This is a genomic window from Lentzea sp. NBRC 102530 (assembly GCF_030269365.1).
Taxonomy (GTDB): domain Bacteria; phylum Actinomycetota; class Actinomycetes; order Mycobacteriales; family Pseudonocardiaceae; genus Lentzea.
The window spans coordinates 230,350-242,895 of sequence record NZ_BSTF01000012.1 but is presented as its reverse complement, the minus strand read 5'-3'; the positions used below and the strand labels follow the sequence as shown (position 1 = coordinate 242,895).

Sequence of the window (12,546 nt, the reverse complement as noted above, 5' to 3'; positions counted from 1 at the left end):
TCACGCGCCGGCCTTTTCCAAAGCCGCGGCCAGATCTCGGCGGCCGGAGATTCCCAATTTGCGGTAGGCGCGGGTCAAATGCAGTTCGACGGCTCGCGGTGTCACGAACAGTTCGGCCGCGATCTGCCGGTTCGTCAGGCCGTACACGGCGCGGCGCACGATGTGTTCTTCCTGCGCGGTGAGCGTCGAACCCGACGGCACGCGCGCCGGACGGCCACCCGCCGCGCGCAGTTCGCGGGAGGCGAGCCCCATCAACGAGATCGCGCCGCACCGCTTCGCCACGTCGTGGCCCTGCCGCAACGCCGCCAGCGCCTCCGGCCGGCGCCCGGCGCCCCGCAGGCCCACGCCCCAGTCGACCAGCGCCCGCGCCAGTTCCAGCCGCGCCGGGGTGTCGCGCAGCACGACCACGGCCTCCTCCAGCAACTCCAGGTCGTCGGCCACCACACCGGCGACCCGCGCCGCGACGCCGACGGGTACGGCAAGCCCCCATTCGCGCGCCACTTCGAGTTCCTGGAACGCCAGGAACGAGGCTTGTTCCTTCTCCCCCAACGCCATGTGGGCCAGCGCCGCGTGCGAACGCCACGGCTGCAACGACGGATTGCGCGCGCCGCGCCGTTCCATCCGTTGCCCGCACACGAGGTGGTCGCGCAGAGCGGAAACCGGGTCGCCCAACGCCATGTGCAGGCGGCCACGTTGGTGCAGAAGCGTGTTGTAGTGCGAGTACTCGGGCAGGTCGCCGTCCAGCGACCGTTCGCGCAGCAGCGATGACGCCGACGCCGTGTCGCCCGTGTCGACCCACGCGCCGACTAGCCCCGCCACGCCGACCACCACGTTGTCGTCCTGGTGCGCCCCAAGGGAATCCAGCCGCGCCAACGACGCGAGCCCGAGCCGCTCCGCGGTCCCCAAGGACCCCAGCCGGCGCGCCACGTGACACCGCAGCCCCTGCACCAGCGCGGAACACACGCCCAGATCGCGTTCGGACGTCACCCGCAACGCCTCGTCGCACTGCCGGTCCGCCAGCTCGTACTCGTCGATCCCGACCAGCGCCACGATCATGTGCGCGAACGAGAACTGGTCGATCAGGTCGCGCCCGAGCCGCACCGGCAACGCGGCGTGCACCCGGCGGCGCGTCTCCCCTGGGTTCGCCCCGATCGTCGCGCCGCGGTAGGCGAGCACCGTGTTGAGGAACCGCGCGTTGCGCGCCGAGGTCATCCGCGACCCCACCAGCCGGGCGATCCGCGTCTCCACCTCGCCGGAGAAGAACGACTCCTCCATCCCCAGCGACAACGCGTACAGGTCCAGCCGCTGGGCCAGGTCCGGGTCCACACCGGACACCCTGGCGATCACCGACTCGACCTTCGCGACCGCGTCCCGGTACAGCCGCCGCCCGGCCAGGTCGTAGGCGAGCAGCAACGCCATCCGCCCCTCGGCCGGCACGTCCATCGACGCCCCGGCGGCCTTCGTCAGCGACGCGCGGGCGGCACCGGGATCGACCAGCGACTGCGCCTCCGACAGCTCGACCAGCACCTCGCCGCGCAGGTCGTCCGGCAACGGCTCGCGCAACAACCGGCGCAGGCAGGCGATCGCTCTGTCCGAAGTGGACCGGCGGGCCACCGACAGCAGCACGTCCCGCACCCACTCCTCGCCCAGGGGCGCAGCGCACAGCAGGTGCACAGCGATCTCTTCGGCAGAAGCCTGGTCGTGGTGCTGAAACCGCGCTGCGCGCGCGTGGATCGCCGCACGGTCCAACGCGGTCGTGCTCTGCGCAAGGGTCGACATCACCATCGGCACGCCCGCGAACCCGATGCCTCCCAGCACCCGCGACGCCTCGGCGGCCTCTTCCGGCACCAACCGCGCGGCCGCGCCCGCCAACGCCAGGTCGGCCTCGCCGAGCACCGCGAACGACCGCGCCAGCGCCACCACGTCAGGTCCGGCCGCTCCCAACCGAGCGACCAGCTCTCCGGCCCGTTCACCGAGGTCACGAGGTCTCAGTCCGAGCAGGAAGGGGTTGCCCGCGGTCGCCACCCGCCAGTCCGTGACGACGTCGTCCGGCACCTGGGCCGAGAACAACGTCCGCAGGAACCGGCCACACGAGAGCTGGTCGAGCCCGCGCAACCGAACGCGCACGGCGTCCCCGACCACCTCACGGAGCAATGGCGGCTCATCGACGAGACCGCGCGTCACCACCATCACGACCGGCAGTTCGCCAAGACGGCGCCGCAGGTAGGAGAGGAACTGCAACGACGACTCGTCGGCGAACTCGGCGTCGTCCACCGCCAGCAGCACCGGCGAGTCGGCGGAGAGCTCGCGGACCAGCCGATGCACGCGGTGCAACGCGGCCTGGTCGGCGCCCCCGGCGAGGATCTCGTCGGCCTCGCTCTCGAAGAGCTGCGCGAGCACGCCGAACCGGAACCCGGACTCGGAGCCGGAGCACTGCGCGCGGAACACCGAGAAGCCCAGCTCACGGGCCATCCGCACGGTCTCGGTCAGCACCGCGGTCTTGCCGAGGCCCACCCGGCCCTCGACGCACACGACCGCCGGGGCGTTCCCCAGCGCCTCGCGCACCACCGCGAGTTCACGTCTGCGGTCAGACACCACCGCCACGGGATACGTCCCTTCGCCGCACGCACTGCGAACACGTGGCGGCGTGTTCCGGCTGCCCGCGCTAGGCCAGCCGGATCAATCCTAAAGAGGGCCGCCCCGGACAGGAAAGGCCTTTCCGGACCGGGAAATCCCTGGAATTTTCGCTACTTGCAGGTGGAATCGCTGGTCAGCGCCGTGAAGGACTGGCTCACCCAGCGCCGGTCGCTCAGCATCCGGTAGCCGTTCTCGACGCGCCCCTGGGCGTCGGCCACGGCGTCGCGCGGCATCGTCGACACGATCGGCTGCATGTCACCGGGGCCGGAGCGGACGTTGAGGATGTCCGCGGTCACCGTGATCTTGCAGATCCCCGGCGACGTGTCGCTGCCCATCGGCTTGCCGCCGTTCACCGCGTACATCACGCCGGCGACGCCGAGCACCCCGATGACGATCATTCCCCGAACCGGCACACCGAACATCGCGAACGCCTCCACCTGACACAAGCCCTGGATCAGCAGATATAGCGGCTGCGAGACCTGTGTGGACGGCTCGGCGCGGCAACCACCCGCAAGAGGAACCGACCGGGTGATGCGCCACGAAAAAGGCCACCCCGGCGTAACCGGGGTGGCCTTCTCGCGAGAATCAGGCGATCAGAAGGACGCCATCTTCTTCTTGAGGTTCTCGTCCAGCGCGGCGAGGAAGTCCTCGGTGGTCAGCCAGGCCTGGTCCTTGCTGATCAGCAGGGCCAGGTCCTTGGTCATCTGACCGGCCTCGACGGTCTCGATGACGACCTCTTCGAGGGCCTCGGCGAAGCGGACCACCTCGGGGGTGTTGTCCAGCTTGCCGCGGTGCATGAGGCCACGGGTCCACGCGTAGATCGACGCGATGGGGTTCGTGGAGGTCGGCTTGCCGGCCTGGTGCTGGCGGAAGTGACGCGTCACGGTGCCGTGCGCGGCCTCGGCCTCGACCGTCTTGCCGTCCGGCGTCATCAGGACCGACGTCATGAGGCCGAGCGAGCCGAAGCCCTGCGCGACCGTGTCGGACTGGACGTCACCGTCGTAGTTCTTGCACGCCCAGACGTAGCCGCCCTCCCACTTCATGGCCGCGGCGACCATGTCGTCGATGAGGCGGTGCTCGTAGGTGAGGCCCTTGGCGTCGAACTCCGCCTTGAACTCCTCGTCGAACACGCGCTGGAAGATGTCCTTGAAGGCGCCGTCGTAGGCCTTCAGGATCGTGTTCTTCGTCGACATGTAGACGGGGTAGCCCCGCTGCAGGCCGTAGGAGAACGAGGCGCGGGCGAAGTCCTCGATGGACTTGTTGTAGTTGTACATGCCCATCGCCACACCGCCCTCCGCCGGGAACTCGGTGACGACGTGCTCGATCGGGTCCGAGCCGTCCTCCGGCTGGAACGTGATCGTGAGCTTGCCGGCGCCGGGCACCTTGAAGTTGGTGGCCTTGTACTGGTCACCGTGGGCGTGACGGCCGATGATGATCGGCTTCGTCCAGCCCGGGACCAGCCGCGGGACGTTGGAGATGATGATCGGCTCGCGGAAGACGACACCGCCGAGGATGTTGCGGATCGTGCCGTTCGGCGAGACCCACATCTTCTTGAGGCCGAACTCCTCGACGCGCGCCTCGTCCGGCGTGATCGTGGCGCACTTGACGCCGACGCCGTGCTTCTTGATGGCGTTCGCGGCGTCGATCGTGACCTGGTCGTCCGTGGCGTCCCGGTGCTCGATGCCCAGGTCGTAGTACTCCAGAGTGACGTCCAGGTACGGGTGGATCAGCTTGTCCTTGATGAACTGCCAGATGATCCGGGTCATCTCGTCGCCGTCGAGTTCGACGACGGTGCCCTGAACCTTGATCTTGCCCATAACCCTGGGCGCTCCTCTCGCGACGATGCAAGCAAGACAAGCGTACTGGTAAACCGTCCTCCCGCGCCTGCGACCCTGGTTACACCGATTCAGGGTTGCGGTCGGTCGACCGGCTCACGTGCTCCCACTTGTCGATTTCCGCATTCCGTGCCTGGTCTGCCAGGCGCACCATATCCACCGCGTCGCTGCCCAGCAGCAGACACAGGGGCGGCTCGTCCATGGCTACCACGTCGAGCATGACCTTCGCCGCCTTGGCTGGATCGCCGGGCATGTTGCCGTCCGCGCCGCGGACCATGCCCAGCAGTACCCCGACAGTCGGAACGTAGTCCGGTCCGTGCTCGGTCACCACCAGAGAGCTGCCGGTCCAGTCCGTCTGCATGCCGCCGAGCTCGATCAGCGTCGAGCGGACCCCGAACGGCGCGCACTCCGCGGCCAGCGTCTCGTTGAACCCGCGCAGCGCGAACTTCGACATCACGTACGGCCCGAGCCCGCCGCCGAGCGCGGTGTGGCCCGCGGTCGAACCGGCGTGCAGGAAGTGCCCGGAGCGTTGCGCGCGCAGCACCGGCAACGCGGCGCGGGTGACGTTGACCGCGCCCCACAGGTTGACCTCGAACTGGTCGCGGAAGTCCTCCTCGGAGCACTCCTCGATCGACGTCACGCGGCCCGCTCCGGCGTTGTTGAACACCACGTCGAGCCGGCCGAACTCGCGCACCGCGGTCGCCACGGCCTCCCTCGCCTGATCCGCGTTTCTCACGTCGAGTGCAACAGATCTGACCCGGTCGCCGTGTTGAGAGACGAGGTCGTCGAGATCGCGCGGGTTGCGGGCGGTGGCGACGACCTGGTGCCCGGCGGCGAGAACGGCCTCCGCGGTCTTGCGGCCGACGCCACGCGAACTGCCGGTGATGAGCCAAACCTGTGCCATGTCCGTGCTCCTTTGGAACGAGATGGTTGTCCGGACATATGGAGTTCCGGCACGGGCACCTGATACCGGCGACTACTGTTTTCACCGACGGGTGATCACTAGAAGGGGCGTAAGTGTCAACTGGGCCAACACATGCGATGAGTGGACTGCTCGCCTGGAGCGCCGTCACCGCACTCGCGTCGAGTCACCCGATCGGCCAGCTCTCGCCGCAGAGCTGGGCAGTCGGAGCAGTTCTCGCCACTGGAGCAGCACTTCTGCCCGACCTCGACCACCCCGGTTCGACCATCTCGCGCACGTTCGGAGCACTCAGCGGCGGGCTGTCCGCGGGCATCAACGCGTTGAGCAGCTTCGTTTACCGGACGACACGGCTGAAACGAGATTCCAAGCGAGACGGCGGACATCGCGGTCTCACACACACGCTCGTCTTCGCGTTGTTCGCCGCCGTCTTCACCGCCGCGGTCGTGCAGAACAGCCAGAAGTGGGCGCTGCCGGTGCTCATGTTCGTGTTCGCCGGTCTCGCGGTGCGCGGCATCATGAACGACTGGTGCCCCAAGCAGGACGCGTTGTGGATCACCGTGGTCTCGGGCGGCATCACCTGGGCGATGATCGCGTGGACCTCGCAGACCGACGCCTCCGCGGCGGCGTGCGGGATCGCGGTCGGCATCGGCTGCTTCGCGCACTACGTCGGGGACGCGATCACCGAGCAGGGCTGCCCGATCCTGTGGCCGATCCCGATCATGGGCAAGACCTGGTACCCGGTCGCGCCGCCGAAGATCATGCGGATGAAGACCGGTGGGGTCGTCGAGATGGCGGTCGTCGGTCCGATCGTGACGGTCCTCTCGATCTGGCTGGGGCTCGCGGCGTTGCAGGCGACGGGCGCGCTGCCGTTCCTGAGCTGGGTCGACCTGCTTCCGATCTAGTTCATCCGCCGTCCACCTCCGGCTCACCCGATCGCTCTAGCCTCCACGGACCCAGATCCGGTGCGTGGAGGTCAGCCGTGTCCGAAGTAGCCCGCAGGCGGTTCCTGCAGGGAGCCGGCGTGCTCGGTGTGGCGGGTGCGCTCGGCACCGGGACCGCGTCGGCTTCGAATGGGCGCTACCACTGGCTTTCCGGCGACCACCACACGCACACGCAGTACTCGTACGACGGCATGTACACCGTCGAGCAGCAGATCCGCGGCGCGTTGCGGCACGGCACGGACTGGCTCGTGGTGACCGACCACGGGCACGCGTCGCACGAGGCGCACTCCGTCGAGGCGACCGCCGCCGACCTGCGGCGCGCACGCGGGAAGTTCCCGCAACTGCTGCTGTGGCACGGCATGGAGTGGAACGTCCCCGGCGCCGAGCACGCCACGGTGTTCTTCGAGGACTGCCGGGACGAGGCCGGCGTGCTGCGCGACTTCGAGCGGCAGTTCGACTGGCGGCTCAACGGGCAGGAGGCGTCGAGCCCGGCCAACGAGCGCAAGGCGCTGGACGCGATCCGGTTCCTCCAGACCAAGATCCGCAACGGCACGATGAAGTCCGCGCTGGTGTTCGTGAACCACCCGATGCGCAACGGCCGGGTGGCGCCGCACGAGTTGCGGAGCATGCGCGACCTGGCACCCGACATCGTTGTCGGCATGGAGGGCGCGCCCGGTGCACAGGGCGACGGGGACCCGTTGCGCGGGCCCGGCGGTCATCGCGGCGGGTACGCGAACAGCCCCGGCGCGAACTCCTACGCGCCCTACCCGCCCGAGGCCTACCGGACCTACGGCGGCTTCGACTGGATGACGGCGAAGGTCGGCGGTGTGTGGGACGCGCTGCTGGCCGAGGGGCTCGGCTGGTGGATCACGTCGAACTCCGACTCGCACTTCAACTCGCGCGACACGATCGTCCGCGTGCCGGAGCCCGGCGACCAGTTCGACCTGACCGGCAAGCACCTCGATCCCGTTGCCGGTGCCGTGCCCCAGGTGTTGCCGCCGTACGTCGACTTCTTCCCGTGCGAGTTCTCGCGAACCGTCGTCGGCGCGACCCGGCGCACGCGCGGTGCCGTGATGGAGGGCCTGCGCGCCGGACGGGCGTGGGTGTCGCACGGCGGACTCGTCGATGATCTCCGGTTCGACGTTTACGCATCCGGCGGAACCGAGACTATGGGCGGCCGTCTGCGCGTGCGCCGCGGTGCGGACGTGACCGTGCTGGTCAAGGCACGTCTCGCGACCCGGCCCAACAGCGCCGGATTCATCCCCAGGTTGCGCCGTTTGGACCTCATCAAGGGCGCTGTTACCGGACGATCATCATCTGAAACGTTGGCCACGCCACATGTGAAGGTCGAGCGATCCTACGAGCCGCGCTGGCACTATGCGGTCTTCACGCACACGTTCCGCAACGTCCGGGAGCCCTTTTTCGTCCGGTTGCGCGGAACCGACGGCAACCGCGGCGCGTTCGAACCGCAGGCGGACACACCCGGAGCCGCGAACCCGTGGGAGGACCTGTGGTGCTACACCAACCCGATCTTCGTGGAGGTCAGGTGACCAGCACCTTCGTCGGCATCGACGCCGGCTACGAGAACCGCTGGGAAGCGGAGAAGATCGCGATCGAGCTGCACGACACCGTGCTGACCACGGCCCGAACGGTCGTGGTGCACGAGGTCGAGGGCCACTACGCGATGTCCTTCCTGCTGCCGGTCCCCCCGTCCGACGCAGTGGTGAACTCACTGGTCGCACAGGGTTTCGGCGTCGCCGTGCGCGGTGCGTCCTCAGCCCGTCAGGTAGGCCCGGAGACGCTGCGAGTAGGTGCCTCCACTGCTGCTGAGGCACACCAGTACCGCCGCGAGGGGCGCGCTCTTCGCTATCAGGGCCAACGGTCGTTGCGCGGCCGTCACGGCGTGTCGGACATCCTCGCGTTCACGGCCATAGAAGCCGTTCTGCCGCGCGGAACCCACACCGTCGACACGCGCGGGAACCTCACGCCGTTCTTCCGGGACGGCAAGTTGGTGCTGGTCATCGACTAAGTTCGCGGGCGTGCGTGACATCGCTGTCTTCAGTGGTTCTGCCCATCCCTCACTCGCCGCCGAGATCTGTGGTCACCTCGGCGTCGAGCTCTCCCCCAGCCGGCTGACGCGCTTCGCCAACGACTGCCTCGAGGTGCAGTTGCAGGCGAACTGCCGTGAGCGGGACGTGTTCCTGATCCAGCCGCTCGTGCCGCCGGTGCAGGAACACCTCGTCGAACTCCTGCTGATGCTCGACGCCGCCCGCGGCGCCTCCGCCGCGCGCACGACCGTCGTCCTGCCGCACTACGCGTACGCGCGGTCGGACAAGAAGGACGCGCCCCGGATCTCGATCGGCGGCCGCCTGGTCGCCGACCTGATGGTGGCCGCGGGCGCCTCGCGGGTGCTCGCGATGACGTTGCACTCGCCGCAGGTGCACGGGTTCTTCTCGGTGCCCGTCGACCACCTGCACGCGTTGCGCGAACTGGCCGCGCACTTCTCGCGGCACGACCTGTCGAACACCGTCGTGGTGTCGCCGGACCTCGGCAACGCCAAGGAGGCCGCGCACTTCGCGCGCATCCTCGGGCTGCCGGTCGCGGCCGGCGCCAAGCAGCGGTTCGCCGACGACAAGGTGCAGATCTCGACGGTCATCGGTGACGTGGCGGGACGCGACGTGATCGTGCTGGACGACGAGATCGCCAAGGGCTCGACGGTGATCGAACTGCTGGACAAGCTGCGGGAACGCGGCGCCGGGTCGATCCGGGTCGCGTGCACGCACGGGCTGTTCTCGTCCGGGGCGCTCGACCGGTTGCAGGCGTTCGACGACGTGCTGGAGATCGTCGCGACCAACACCGTGCCGATCCCCGACGAGAAGGCCGTGCCGAAGCTGAAGGTGCTGTCGATCGCGCCGGCGATGGCCGAGGCGATGCGGCGGATCAACGTCGGCGAGTCGGTGTCGACCCTGTTCGAGGCCCCGTAACTACTTGAGGTGCGCGAGTGCCCTGATCAGCCGGTCACCGACGTCGGCAGGTCCGGGCATCTTGCGCACCACGGCCCGTTGGTGCGCGAGGCCGTGCAGGCCCAGCCACAACGCCACGGCGTCGCCGTAGAGGTCGTCACTGCCGTGCGCGATGCCTTCTTCTACGCACGCGCCCAACACTTCCACCAGCAGCGTGAACGCCTCCACGCCCAACGCGTCGAGGTCGGCGTCGGTGATCGAGGTGTCCTCGGTCGACGGCGTCCACAGGCCGCCGAACATGATCCGGTAGCGCTGCGGGTGCACGCGCGCGAAGTCCAGATAGGCGTTGCAGACCGCGAACAGCCGAGCGCGCGCGCCTTGCGGTGCGTTGTCGCCGGCTTCCTTCAGTGCCGCGGTGAGCGCGTCCATCTCCTGCTGCACGACGGCCAGCATGATCGACGGCTGGTCGGCGAAGTGCGGGTAGATCGACGGGGCCGCGATGCCCGCCTTGCGCGCGACCGAGCGGAGGGTGACCGCGCGTTCGTCGCCGCCCTCGTCCAGCAGCGCGACGGCCGCCGCGATGATCTCGTCCCGCAGTTTCCCGCCCTCGCCCCGGCGGTTGCGCCTGCGTGGTTCCGTGTTCGTCACGGCCGTAACCATACACCTGAAAGTTTATGGCTGTTAGGTCTTGCGGTCGTGAACTTACGGGCGTTAGCTTATGTCCGTAAGCACAACCGGAGCCCCACCGAGGAGCCACGAGATGAACGCCACGACCGCCGCCACCCGCGCCACCGAGATCGTCCTGCCGGGCGTGGTCGGCACCGACGGCCTGCACGTCCGGACCCGCGACCTGCCGGCGCCGGGCGAGGGCCAGGTCGTCCTGCGCATGGAGGCCACCGGCGTCTCGTTCGCCGAGCAGCAGATGCGCCTGGGCAAGTACTACGACCAGCCGCCGTTCCCGTTCGTGCCCGGTTACGACCTGGTCGGCACGGTCGTCGCCGCGGGACCGGGCGTGGACCGCGACCTGCGGGGGCACCGGTTCGCCGTGGTCACCAAGATCGGCGCGTGGGCGAGCCACCTGATCGTCGAGGCCGCCGACCTGGTCCCCGTGCCGGACGGCGTGGACTCCGCCGCCGCCGAGACCGTGGCGGTCAACGGCGTCACGGCCTGGCAGATGCTGTACCGCACCGCGAAGGTCAAGCGCGGCGACACGATCGTCGTGCTCGGCGCGAACGGCGGCGTCGGCTCGACGCTGGTGCAACTCGCTCGCCACGCGGGGATCAAGGTCATCGGCACGGCGGCGGAGCGCCACCACGACGCGGTGCGCGCGCTCGGCGCCGTTCCGGTCGACTACCGCGACCCGAACATGTACGCCCGCATCCGCGAGCTGGCGCCCGAGGGCGTGGACGCCGTGTTCGACCACGTCGGCGGCCCCGGCCTGCACGAGTCGTGGCGGTTGGTGCGCCAGGGCGGCGCGCTGGTCAACTACGGCTCGGCGGCGACCAAGGACGAGGCCGGCAGCGGCACGCTGGCGGTGCTCAAGCTGTTCGGTCAGCTGATGGTCTGGAACCTGCTGCCCAACGGCAAGCGCGCGGGCTTCTACAACTTCTGGGCCGGCAAGCGTTTCCGCCGCGCCGCGTTCCGGGCTCGCCTCGCCGAGGACCTCACGCAGGTGTTGCAGCTGGTCAAGGCCGGTGTGCTGACCGCGCAGATCGCCGCGCGCATCCCGTTGTCCGAGGCGGGTTCGGCGCTCGCGCTGGCCGAGTCGCGCACGGTACTGGGCAAGGTCGTCATCGTCCCGGAGCCGTGACCGGGCCCGCCTGCCGCCAGGCGATCGTGGCGGCGGCGACCGCCCTGATCGACGCGGAGCACGCCGTGACGCTGCGGGCCGTGTCCCGCGCGGCCCGGGTGCCGACTTCCTCGATCTACCAGCAGTTCCCCGACGTTCCGGCGATCCTGCTCGCCGTCTGCGAAGAGGCCTTCCGCGACCTCGAAGCCGCCGTTCTCGGCGCACCCGACGTCTACGCCGCCGGCCTCGCCTATCTCGACTTCGCCGTCCTGCACCCCCGCCGCTACCGCGTGATGTTCGGGGCGGCCGACCTCTCCGCCGCGGCGTTGCGGCTGTTCACCAGGGTCCTCCCCGACCCGGACCGCGCCCTCACGTTCTGGCTGGGCCTGCACGGCCTCGCCGACCAGCGCGCCTCGATCCGCCGCTCGCCGCAGTTCACGGTCATCGCACCACGCCTGATCCACTCCCTCGTCTGCCAGGAGTCACCATGAACGCCACCGCTGTCCGCGCCACCACCGTCGCGTCCGCCGAGGTCGACAACCGCGTCGCCTACCTGGGTTTCGCGTTCGCCTACGTCTTCGGCCACGGCGCCGCGCTGCTGTCGAAGTCCGGCGCGGTCCTGATGCCGTCGTGGCTGCCGATCGCGTTGCTGGCCACCGGCCTGATCGCCGGCACCGCCTTCGCCATGTCGTCGTCGTTGCGAGCGCAGAAAGCCGCCACGGAGGCACGCCGACGAGCCGAGAAGCTCGTGGGCACGGCCTGGATCACCGGCTTCGCCGCGCTGGCGTTAGCGGTGACGGGCCTGAGCACGGTGTTCGACCAGCCCGAACTCCAGACCGTGCTGTGGCCCGCCGGCTCGACCATCGTCGTCGGCCTGATCTACATCGCCGAGGGCGCGATCCGCGGCAACGCCCTGCACCACAACCTGGGCACCTGGCTGATGCTGGTCGCCGCCGCGACGCTGTTCGTGCCCGGTGCCGGGTTCTTCGGGGTGCTGGCCGTGCTGGGCGGCGGCGCGTACCTCGTGGCGGCGCTGCTTGAGCGTCGACGCCTTGCCGCTTAAAGCTTCTAAAGCTGCACTCGCACCGTGACACGGCCCTTGTCGTCACGGTGCGATGTCGCGTGTCCGGTCCGTTGCGTGCCATCGAGTTCGAGCGTGAGCGGACCACCCTCGCCGTTGAAGTTGCGCCACCACGACTTCGCGTCCGGCATCATCACCTTGATGTCGACGGTGTCACCCTTGCGTTGGTAGCCAACGGGTGTGCTGAACGTGCGACCCGACTTGCGGCCCGTGTAGGACACGACGGTGATCCCCTTGCGCACGAGCCTTCCGACGAGCGGCGCGTCGCGCAGGCCGACGACCAGCTTGTTGACGCGGTTCACGATCGGGCTTCCGAAGTTCATGGCTCCGACCGTAGCCTCGTAAGTGGAGAACCCCCTCCACTTGGCCCGAAGTGAG

At 69.2% G+C, this 12,546-nt stretch carries 13 protein-coding genes; 7 read left to right on the top strand and 6 right to left on the bottom strand.

The features are described 5' to 3' along the window. From QSK25_RS30320 to QSK25_RS30305, 4 genes are all read right to left on the bottom strand, one after another. A complete protein-coding gene (locus QSK25_RS30320; protein ID WP_285643283.1) occupies positions 1–2,595 on the bottom strand; it encodes a helix-turn-helix transcriptional regulator in 2,595 nt (864 codons plus the stop codon). Positions 2,596–2,747: 152 nt separating this feature from the next. Beyond that, a complete protein-coding gene (locus QSK25_RS30315) occupies positions 2,748–3,035 on the bottom strand; it encodes an SH3 domain-containing protein (RefSeq protein WP_285643282.1) in 288 nt (95 codons plus the stop codon). 195 nt (positions 3,036–3,230) lie between these two features. Then, a complete protein-coding gene (locus QSK25_RS30310; protein ID WP_285643281.1) occupies positions 3,231–4,454 on the bottom strand; it encodes an NADP-dependent isocitrate dehydrogenase in 1,224 nt (407 codons plus the stop codon). 79 nt (positions 4,455–4,533) lie between these two features. Further along, positions 4,534–5,376 (bottom strand): SDR family NAD(P)-dependent oxidoreductase, encoded by an 843-nt coding sequence (locus tag QSK25_RS30305; RefSeq protein WP_285643280.1) that lies wholly within the window; start codon positions 5,374–5,376, stop codon positions 4,534–4,536. Positions 5,377–5,489: 113 nt separating this feature from the next. Here QSK25_RS30305 and QSK25_RS30300 point away from each other — a divergent pair, with 113 nt between their 5' ends. The 4 genes from QSK25_RS30300 to QSK25_RS30285 all read left to right on the top strand — a co-directional run bounded on the left by QSK25_RS30300 (position 5,490) and on the right by QSK25_RS30285 (position 9,319). Continuing rightward, on the top strand, positions 5,490–6,296 hold the full coding sequence (locus tag QSK25_RS30300; protein WP_285643278.1) for a metal-dependent hydrolase: 807 nt from the start codon (positions 5,490–5,492) through the stop codon (positions 6,294–6,296). A 77-nt stretch (positions 6,297–6,373) separates the two neighbouring features. Then, positions 6,374–7,885: a PHP domain-containing protein gene (locus QSK25_RS30295; protein ID WP_285643275.1), complete on the top strand. Its 1,512-nt coding sequence runs from the start codon at positions 6,374–6,376 to the stop codon at positions 7,883–7,885. Continuing rightward, complete coding sequence (locus QSK25_RS30290; RefSeq protein ID WP_285643273.1) at positions 7,882–8,364, top strand: hypothetical protein; 483 nt, start codon at positions 7,882–7,884, stop codon at positions 8,362–8,364. Before QSK25_RS30295 ends, QSK25_RS30290 begins: the two co-directional genes overlap by 4 nt. Before the next feature lie 10 nt (positions 8,365–8,374). Beyond that, on the top strand, positions 8,375–9,319 hold the full coding sequence (locus tag QSK25_RS30285) for a ribose-phosphate diphosphokinase (RefSeq protein ID WP_285643271.1): 945 nt from the start codon (positions 8,375–8,377) through the stop codon (positions 9,317–9,319). On the opposite strand, the gene QSK25_RS30280 is transcribed toward QSK25_RS30285, so the two are convergent. Next, entirely contained in the window at positions 9,320–9,946 is a 627-nt protein-coding gene (locus QSK25_RS30280) for a TetR/AcrR family transcriptional regulator (protein ID WP_285643270.1), read from the bottom strand. Between the two features lie 112 nt (positions 9,947–10,058). Between QSK25_RS30280 and QSK25_RS30275 the strand changes: the two genes are divergently transcribed. The 3 genes from QSK25_RS30275 to QSK25_RS30265 are packed head-to-tail and all read left to right on the top strand — an operon-like array spanning position 10,059 to position 12,150. Then, positions 10,059–11,108 carry a medium chain dehydrogenase/reductase family protein gene (locus QSK25_RS30275; protein ID WP_285643269.1) on the top strand — a complete coding sequence of 350 codons (1,050 nt, stop codon included), beginning with the start codon at positions 10,059–10,061 and terminating at the stop codon, positions 11,106–11,108. After that, positions 11,105–11,578: a TetR/AcrR family transcriptional regulator gene (locus tag QSK25_RS30270; protein WP_285643268.1), complete on the top strand. Its 474-nt coding sequence runs from the start codon at positions 11,105–11,107 to the stop codon at positions 11,576–11,578. The genes QSK25_RS30275 and QSK25_RS30270 overlap by 4 nt, the downstream gene beginning before the upstream one ends. Then, on the top strand, positions 11,575–12,150 hold the full coding sequence (locus QSK25_RS30265) for an ABC transporter permease (RefSeq protein ID WP_285643267.1): 576 nt from the start codon (positions 11,575–11,577) through the stop codon (positions 12,148–12,150). Before QSK25_RS30270 ends, QSK25_RS30265 begins: the two co-directional genes overlap by 4 nt. A gap of 5 nt (positions 12,151–12,155) precedes the next feature. Here the strand turns inward: QSK25_RS30265 and QSK25_RS30260 are convergent, their stop codons facing one another. Further along, a complete protein-coding gene (locus QSK25_RS30260) occupies positions 12,156–12,491 on the bottom strand; it encodes a PNPOx family protein (RefSeq protein ID WP_285643264.1) in 336 nt (111 codons plus the stop codon). Between the last annotated feature and the right edge of the window lie 55 nt (positions 12,492–12,546).

Excerpts from the sequence above, each read along its gene's own strand:
- QSK25_RS30275 (WP_285643269.1), top strand. The coding sequence starts at position 10,059 with ATGAACGCCACGACCGCCGCCACCCGCGCCACCGAGATCGTCCTGCCG.
- QSK25_RS30265 (WP_285643267.1), top strand. The coding sequence starts at position 11,575 with ATGAACGCCACCGCTGTCCGCGCCACCACCGTCGCGTCCGCCGAGGTC.
- QSK25_RS30305 (WP_285643280.1), bottom strand. The coding sequence starts at position 5,376 with ATGGCACAGGTTTGGCTCATCACCGGCAGTTCGCGTGGCGTCGGCCGC.
- QSK25_RS30315 (WP_285643282.1), bottom strand. The coding sequence starts at position 3,035 with ATGATCGTCATCGGGGTGCTCGGCGTCGCCGGCGTGATGTACGCGGTG.
- QSK25_RS30310 (WP_285643281.1), bottom strand. The coding sequence starts at position 4,454 with ATGGGCAAGATCAAGGTTCAGGGCACCGTCGTCGAACTCGACGGCGAC.
- QSK25_RS30260 (WP_285643264.1), bottom strand. The coding sequence starts at position 12,491 with ATGAACTTCGGAAGCCCGATCGTGAACCGCGTCAACAAGCTGGTCGTC.